At 58.4% G+C, this 7,591-nt stretch carries 7 protein-coding genes; 1 reads left to right on the plus strand and 6 read right to left on the minus strand.

Features of this window, described 5'->3' with window-relative positions; all coding sequences use genetic code 11:
- Window positions 1-46: 46 nt before the first annotated feature.
- Complete coding sequence (locus EPD60_RS10170) at window positions 47-646, plus strand: hypothetical protein (RefSeq protein ID WP_131449344.1); 600 nt, start codon at window positions 47-49, stop codon at window positions 644-646.
- 1 nt (window position 647) lies between these two features.
- Here EPD60_RS10170 and EPD60_RS10175 read toward each other — a convergent pair whose 3' ends face one another.
- The 6 genes from EPD60_RS10175 to EPD60_RS10200 all read right to left on the minus strand — a co-directional run bounded on the left by EPD60_RS10175 (window position 648) and on the right by EPD60_RS10200 (window position 7,520).
- On the minus strand, window positions 648-3,047 hold the full coding sequence (locus tag EPD60_RS10175; protein WP_131449345.1) for a hypothetical protein: 2,400 nt from the start codon (window positions 3,045-3,047) through the stop codon (window positions 648-650).
- Entirely contained in the window at window positions 2,986-4,008 is a 1,023-nt protein-coding gene (locus EPD60_RS10180; protein ID WP_131449346.1) for a hypothetical protein, read from the minus strand. Before EPD60_RS10180 ends, EPD60_RS10175 begins: the two co-directional genes overlap by 62 nt.
- Window positions 4,009-4,157: 149 nt before the next feature.
- Window positions 4,158-4,352, minus strand: a complete 195-nt coding sequence (locus tag EPD60_RS10185; RefSeq protein WP_131449347.1) for a hypothetical protein — start codon at window positions 4,350-4,352, stop codon at window positions 4,158-4,160.
- A gap of 108 nt (window positions 4,353-4,460) precedes the next feature.
- Window positions 4,461-5,702, minus strand: a complete 1,242-nt coding sequence (gene clpX, locus EPD60_RS10190; RefSeq protein ID WP_131449348.1) for an ATP-dependent Clp protease ATP-binding subunit ClpX — start codon at window positions 5,700-5,702, stop codon at window positions 4,461-4,463.
- A gap of 323 nt (window positions 5,703-6,025) precedes the next feature.
- Window positions 6,026-6,694 carry a ClpP family protease gene (locus EPD60_RS10195; protein WP_243647805.1) on the minus strand — a complete coding sequence of 223 codons (669 nt, stop codon included), beginning with the start codon at window positions 6,692-6,694 and terminating at the stop codon, window positions 6,026-6,028.
- Between the two features lie 127 nt (window positions 6,695-6,821).
- The gene (locus EPD60_RS10200) at window positions 6,822-7,520 is read right to left on the minus strand and encodes a ClpP family protease (protein WP_131449349.1); all 699 of its coding nucleotides are present in this window, start codon (window positions 7,518-7,520) and stop codon (window positions 6,822-6,824) included.
- Window positions 7,521-7,591 lie beyond the last annotated feature (71 nt).

Genomic DNA, 7,591 nt, shown 5'->3' on the forward strand with positions numbered 1-7,591 from the left:
GTCCGGCATGTTTTTATTGACTTAAAAGAAGTAAACGTCGCCTGCCATGAACCGTATCCTGATCGCCGGCTCTGTATTGCTGCTGATGGCCTTTCGTTGCCGCCAGGACTATCCCTGCGCTGAACAATCCTACACCTTCGGCGTGACCGGTAGCTATACCCCCGCACCGGCTGTGGTCGATGCCGGCGACACGGTTTTTTTCGAAAGCGTTATTGCCAGGCAGCTTTATGATTCGTTGTCCGGACGAGCCATCGACTACAGCAATGCCAAAGGCATTGAAGGGAGTGTCAGCCTTTATCGGATCGATACACTGCGGCACCGCATTTCTACGGACAGCGTAACCGCGCGGTTCCTGTTGCTTGATGCGCTGCCCGGCCCGGTATCAGGCACCACCCAGCATTTTCTTTTCCGTGAGGGGCCTGCCCAATACCAGGCACGCGTTGGCGTGATCGTCGGCGCGCGGGGTATTTACGCCCTTTATGCCACCGGCCCGGTTTCATCGGGCTTGCAGGGCCAGGACTGCGGCGGGGCTGCTTTCCACCTACGGGTAGCACAATCAGCTGCCAGCGCTGCGCTTTTCCAGCAGGCCATGAATCGCCTACCCGGGCCCGGTGAAGATCGATTATACACCTTCCGGGTGCAGTAATTTATTTCGAAGGAGTCGTGCTTTGCTTTTTCACGAAGTCGCGCAGGTAGCTGCACCGGTTATAGGCATAGCGGAAAAACTTCGTGTCGCCGAATTCTTTTTGTAAGCGCGGGAAGAAGGGGCTGTGATAAAAGTCATGGCCGAAGGTGGGATAATCGATGCCGGGATTGTCGTATCCCTTGCGCGCCACCTGTCGCTGCCGGCACTTGGCCACCAGGAACAGGCAGGCAGCCTTGAACTCACGGTTGTTCGTCAGGTCGAAAGCTTTCTGATACAGCTGCTCCACGCGGTACACGCCGAAATATTCCTTCTGCCAGGGTGCGCTGTAGGCCCCATATTCCCAGTCGGAGCCGGTGCGGTCCCAGGCAAGGGCCATCCAGCAGTTGCCGTAGTAGCTCATATTGTAACGTGCCGACGCAAGCCGGTAGTAGATGCGCGCAAGCTGTTCGGGGCGCTTCTCGGTACGACGCTGCTGCTCCAGCGCTGCCAGCGCTTTGGCCAGCGAGAGCTTGTTCATCGGGCGCTTCAGCGATGAATCGTAGCGTTGCGGGTCGTTGAGGTAATCAAAGAACGGGGCTACGTTTACCGTGCGGGTTTCATCGCCTTTCCAGATGCCATTAACAAAGGCGGGAAGCGAGTCGGCGCGTTGCAGCCAGCTGACAGCCTCGGCGTATTTCTCCTCGCGCAGGTAGCCCGTGCCGATCGATTCGATCACCTCGTTGTGGTTGAAGGATGTATGGTCGCGGAGAAAGCGTTCAAAGGCCGTTGCCGGCTGCTTCAGATTTTCATACAGTTCTGCGCCCGAGGCTGCGGGTAGCTCGTAATGCACATACTCGATGCCGCTTCCCCGGTTGTAATACATGTTGCCCGGATTGTCGCTGAATCGGAGGTCTGAAACGCCCAGGCAGAGCGCGGTACGGGCGAGCGCCCCCTGCGCGCGGTAGCGACGTGCCAGCACTTCAGAAAAATAATTGCGGCAGAACACCGCATATTCCCGGTCTTTTTTTGCTTTGTCTGCCAGCCAGCGGCAGGCCGGCAGCAACGCGGCCTCGCGCGCTGCGTCGATCCGGTCAGGCTCTTCGGATGCGAGCAGCAGTTGCAGCAACTGCAACTGGTCCTGCACCCGCTGCCCGGGTTGCAGGGTTGCCGCCTTCTGGAGCGCGTCGCGGCCGCCGGCCCAGTTGCCGAGCATGAGGTGCAGCCAGGCGTTGCCCGCCATGTAAAAGCTGCGGTTGGCGATGCGTTTGTCGCCGGCAATCTTCCCCAGCGTGTGCGAAAGCGGGGCGAGGTGCCGGCGGGCTTCGGCGGCGTCTTTCTTTTCGTTGTCCGCTTCGTAATAGTAGCCGAAGGCGGAGTTGAGGCTCTTGGGCCATTTCCAGGCGATGCTGATATATTGCTCTTCTGCCTTGCTGATCTCGCGGGACGCCAGCAGCGGCAATAGCGGTGACGCCGGGTCGAGGCGATATACGCGCTCCAGCACCGCCTCCTGCGGCCCGGTGCCGTAGAGTGCAAAGAGCCCCAGCAGGTTGGCGCGCTCTGCATCGTTTTTCGCCTGTGCCGCATACTCTTCGCGCAGGGTGCTGTCGGCAAAGCCCGTGCTCCACAGGAAGCCGGTAAAGATGCCCCGGCGGCGGGCGGGCAGCACATTAAACAGGGTGCTGAACTGGTAGGCTGCTTCCTTCTTCCGTTCGAGCCGGTAAAGGCTGCCCGCCTTGTAGGAGCGCGCCAGCGGCGCTACGGCGCCCGCCACTCCTTTGCCAAAGGTTTCGTCGTAATCCCGAACGCAGTCGGACCAGCGCTGGTTGTAGAAGTCGGCCTTGCATTGCAGAAAGGCCCACTTGCTTTTCAGGAAAGCGTCGGGCGCCGCTTGCCGCGAAGCCCTAGCCGTTGCGGCGATCCGCAGCAGTGCGGCGCTGTCGCGTAGTGGCGGGGCATCCCACTCCTGTGCCACCGAAAAGGCTTCCAGTTGCCGTGCCAGCTCCAGGTAACGAAAGGCGTCCTTCCGACCCGACGCGGCCAGGTTTGCGGCAGCCCGGTTGCCTTGCAACGCAGCCGGAAGTGTATTTGCGGCAGCCGCCTGCTTCAGAGCGGGCGCACCGGTTTCATATACCAGCGCCTCCACCTCGGCCCGGGCCGCACCACCGCAATAGCGTTGCCATTCGGCGATGAGCGATTCATCGAAAACGTGGCTGGTGTCTTCATCCTCGTAATCGTAAAAGAGGTGAAGCTGCGTATAGAAAAAAGGGCGCAGGCTCGGGTCTTCCGTTGCGGCGGGGCGGCTGAAAAAGGAAGTGAAATAATCCTGTCCGTCTTCATCGCCGCCGGCGCAGCCGATGCCGTTAGCGGGGAAAAGCGCGAGCGCGGCGATGGCCAAAAACGCCGTAAAGATTTTCCAGGTCATGGGAGGAATACCCGGCGAGATTGCCCTCGTCGAGGTGGAATAAAACTACGCCAATCGAATCAGACCGGAGCCGGGTGGCAAGGTGCCGGGCCACGGCGTCTACTTCGGTGGCATCGGAGCGCTCGTGGCGCAGCCACTGCCCGGCGCGGAAGCGGTAGCCGCCAAGCATGGTGTCGCGGGCAAAGCCGAGGCGGTCTTTCTGGAAGAGCGCGGGGTCGCGGAGATAGACCAGTCCCTCGTAGCGGTTGCCGTCAAACAGCACCCACCAGTCGAAAACGGGCAGCGCCACATCGAGCGGCAGGGGGTAGGAGGGTAGGCCCGCGGTATACTTTTCGAGTTCGTTCAGGTCGACGATGGAGTTGCGGGTGCGGGCATCTTTCAGGTTGCCCATATTGTAGGCCATCAGCAGGCCCCGTTCGGCGGGCGGGATGCCGTTCTGGGCGATGTATCTGAGCTGGTGCAATCGTATCGTAACCGAAAGCTTTTTGTTTTGCAGAAAGGGCTGCCGGCGCAGCTGCCGCAGCAGGCGGAAGTAGCGGTCGCGGGTGCCGGCACTCCAGTCGCAGTCGGCCTGGAACCCGCCGCTGAGGCGCAGCCCGGCGCATTGCGCCGCCGCCAGGCGCCCGATGCGCGCCGCCAGCGAGTCGATGCCCGTGCTGTCGCAGCGCCGCAGGGCCTCTTGGGTGATGAACACAACGGGCGTAATGCGATATACCGCCGACGGGCGCTGCCGCCACTCCAGCTTACCCTGGGGCACCGGCTCGCCTGCGGCATTGACGCCTACATCGAAGAGGCGCACAAAAAGCGTTTGCACCGTGTGCGCCCGCAGCAGTTCCTGTTCTTTTGGTGTGGGATCGAAGGTCGTCTTCCAATAGTAGAAGCCGCGCGCTACGGGGCGCTCCGTGTTGGTGCAGGAGAGCGCGCAGGCAGCGATCAGGAAGATGGAGAGGATGCGCAACACAGGTGCCGAATGAGCACCGAAGGTAATCGCGTTCGTCAAGGGCTGCAATCCCGAAACAAAAAAGGCCACGCAAGCGTGACCTTTTAATATCCTTGGCGAACCGTTTTTTCAACTTCTTTTCTTCGCGGTTCCAAACACTTCTTTCCCTGCTACTTCTTATCGCCGAGCATATTCTCCACCATGCCCTGCATCATCGGGAACTGCTCGATGAGGTAGTCTTTCATCGTTTCAAGAACCTTGGCTGCCTGCTCGTCGGTGAGGTCGGCATTAGCCTTGAGGCGCGCCGTGATTTCCGTAACGTGGCCCTGCATATCGCCGCCACCGCCTAACATAGATCCGAACATATTCTTCAGTTTTTATTTAGTCAAAAGTAAAAAGTCAAAATTCAAAAGCCGTACCGCCGGGAAAGCGTTTTTTGACTTTTTGAATTTTGACTTTTGAATTAATGGTAATTAAGCCACTTTCAGCAGGCTCATCTTGCTCTTGTCGAACTTCCGCTTTGCATACTCGATGTCGAGCGTGAAGAACTTCTCCGCGGAGGAGGGGAGCTCAAACATCGCGTCGGTGAGGATGCTTTCGCAGATGGAGCGGAGACCGCGGGCGCCGAGCTTGAATTCCATGGCTTTTTCCACCATGAAGTCAAGCACGTCGTTCTCAATATGCAGCTTGATGCCTTCGAGCTCGAAGAGGCGGATATACTGCTTGATGAGCGCGTTCTTCGGCTCTACCAGGATGGAGCGCAGGGTGCTGATATCAAGCGGGTCGAGGTGGGTGACCACGGGCAGGCGGCCCAGCAGCTCGGGGATGAGTCCGAATGCCTTCAGGTCCTGTGCGTTTACATAGCGCAGCAGGTTCTTTTTCATGTTCTCCTGCAGGTCCTTGTCCACGTTGAAACCGATGGTGTTGGTCTGCACACGGCGGCCGATGATCTTGTCGATGCCGTCGAAGGCGCCGCCGCAGATGAAGAGGATGTTCTGGGTGTTGATCTTAATGAGCTTTTGCTCGGGGTGCTTGCGGCCGCCCTGCGGGGGTACCAGCACGTCGGTGCCTTCGAGCAGCTTCAGCATGCCCTGCTGCACGCCCTCGCCCGACACGTCGCGGGTGATGGACGGGTTGTCGCCCTTGCGTGCGATCTTGTCGATCTCATCGATATAAACGATACCGCGCTCGGCCGCATTGACATCGTAGTTGCACACCTGCAGCAGGCGGGTGAGGATCGACTCGACGTCTTCGCCCACGTAGCCGGCCTCGGTGAACACGGTGGCGTCCACGATGGCGAAAGGCACGTTGAGGAGCTTGGCGATGGTCTTGGCCAGCAGGGTTTTACCGGTACCGGTTTCGCCCACCATCACGATGTTGGATTTCTCGATCTCGATCTCGGAAGCGTTTTCGCTCTTGTACTGGAGACGCTTGTAGTGGTTGTACACCGCCACGGAGAGCACCTTCTTGGCTTCGTCCTGGCCGATGATATACTCATCCAGGAACTTTTTGATCTCCAGGGGCTTTTTAACGGTCAGCTTGAAGGCCGAGCCGCCGGCGCCCTTATCGTCGCGCACGAGCAACTCCTGATCGATGATCTCACGGGCGTGCTCTACGCAGTTTTCACAAATATGTCCTTCCTGGCCGGCGATAAGGATTTTCACCTCGTCGCGGCTGCGGCCACAGAAAGAACAGTGCAGAATATTTTTTGCCATTAGTGTTGCTTCCTTTATTAGAGTCCGCCCGCGGCCCGGGGGCTGCGTGGGCGGCCTGCAAAGTTAGAAAAAAGCCAGCCGGATTTCGATAAACCCGCCGAATTAGGAGGATTTTAGGTCGGAGCCTGTGCGTCAGGGGGTTGAACGTGCCGGAAGGGGCTTTTGTTACGGCTGCGGCGGGGATCTGAACAGTGGAACAAGGAACAGGGAAGAAAAAATGCAGAAGCCCCTCGGAAAGGAGGGGCTTCACTATTCAGATAGCGAAACAAGTGCTTCGGGGCCTTATTTCTTATTCCCTGTTCTGCTGTTTGATAAGCAAGTCGCTAGACGAGCTTATCGATGATCTTGTCCACGATGCCGTACTTCACGCTTGCCTCAGCGTCCATCCAGTAGTCGCGCTCAAAGTCTTTCTTGATGCGCTCGATGCTTTGGCCGGTGTTCTCGGCGAGGATCTTAGCGCCCAGCTCCTTGGTGCGGAGGATCTGCTCGGCGTGGATCTCCATGTCGGCGCTTACGGCCTGTATGTGGCCGCCGAGCGAAGGCTGGTGAATCATCACTTCGCCGTTGGGGAAGATATAGCGCTTGCCCTTGGTGCCGCCGGAGAGGAGGATGGAGCCCATGGAGGCGGCGAGGCCCATGCAGATGGTGCTCACCGGGCTTTTGATCATGCGCATCATATCGTACACCACCATGCCGCTGGTAACCGAGCCGCCGGGGGAGGAGATGTACATCTTGATCTCGGCGCCGGGCTTGTCGAAGTCGAGCAGGAGGAGCTTGGTGGTGATGTCTTTGGCGGATTTGTCGTCTACCACGCCCCAGAAGTAAATGGTGCGGGTCTCGTAAAAATGCTGCTCCATCCGCTTGTAGAGCATCTTGGTATCGGTCTCGGCGCGCTCTTCCTGCTCGGCCTCACCCGGTTGCTCGGGCTCTTCGGGATTCGGCTGAGGGCCCATGATGTGGAAGCGGTTGTATAAAAGGTCGTTGGTATTCATTTGTCGATGGGTTGAGTAGTTAATTAGTCTATTAGTCTATTGGTTAATTGGAAACTGGATCTTCGCATCGGTTCTTCGTTCAACTTCAGAACCTTAAAACCCCGGAACCTCAGAACCGTTCTCGTCCTTACTTGTCGGCCTTCTTTTCTTTCTTGGGATTTACCAGCAGCACTTCGTCTACGAGGCCGTATTCCTTTGCCTCGGTAGCGGTCATCCAGTAGTCGCGGGTAAGGTCATCTTCCACGCGCTCCACGCTCTGGCCCGAGTGGTGGCTATAGATTTCGTACAGCTCGCGCTTCAGTTTTTTGATCTGACCCACGGTGATCTCGATATCGGTAGCCTGGCCACCCATGGCGCCGGAAGGCTGGTGCATCATCACGCGGCTATGCTTCAGCGCGGCGCGCTTGCCGGTGGTGCCGGCGCAGAGCAGCAGCGAGCCCATGGAGGCCGCCATGCCGATGCAGATAGTGGCTACGTCGGGGCTCACGTACTGGATCGTATCGTAGATGCCGAGGCCGGAGTAAACAGAGCCGCCGGGCGAGTTGATATACATATTGATATCGCGGGTGCGGTCGGTGGAGTCGAGGAAGAGGAGCTGCGCGGTGACGATATTGGCCACTTCATCGTTGATGGGATAACCCAGGAAGATGATGCGGTCCATCATCAGGCGGCTGTACACGTCCATGACGGCTACATTCATCGGGCGCTCCTCGATGACGTTGGCGGTAAGGGCGGTAACGTTGTACTTGGCATAGCTATTCAGCGTGTTGCTGGAGAGGCCCCGGTGCTTGACGGCGTATTTTTCGAATTCGGACTGGAAACTCATATTCGTCTGTTGTTAATGTGGCAATTTAGTGGAATACCGGTTTGCAAATACCGTGCGCGGGCGGAATCCGG

The sequence above is a fragment of the Flaviaestuariibacter flavus genome, assembly GCF_004337505.1.
GTDB classification, from domain to species: Bacteria; Bacteroidota; Bacteroidia; order Chitinophagales; family Chitinophagaceae; genus Flavisolibacter; species Flavisolibacter flavus.

Bases quoted from the DNA above. Each gene is read 5' to 3' on its own strand.
- clpX (WP_131449348.1), bottom strand. From the start codon at position 5,702: ATGGCAAAAAATATTCTGCACTGTTCTTTCTGTGGCCGCAGCCGCGAC.
- EPD60_RS10200 (WP_131449349.1), bottom strand. From the start codon at position 7,520: ATGAGTTTCCAGTCCGAATTCGAAAAATACGCCGTCAAGCACCGGGGC.
- EPD60_RS10185 (WP_131449347.1), bottom strand. From the start codon at position 4,352: ATGTTCGGATCTATGTTAGGCGGTGGCGGCGATATGCAGGGCCACGTT.
- EPD60_RS10170 (WP_131449344.1), top strand. From the start codon at position 47: ATGAACCGTATCCTGATCGCCGGCTCTGTATTGCTGCTGATGGCCTTT.
- EPD60_RS10175 (WP_131449345.1), bottom strand. From the start codon at position 3,047: ATGACCTGGAAAATCTTTACGGCGTTTTTGGCCATCGCCGCGCTCGCG.
- EPD60_RS10195 (WP_243647805.1), bottom strand. From the start codon at position 6,694: ATGAATACCAACGACCTTTTATACAACCGCTTCCACATCATGGGCCCT.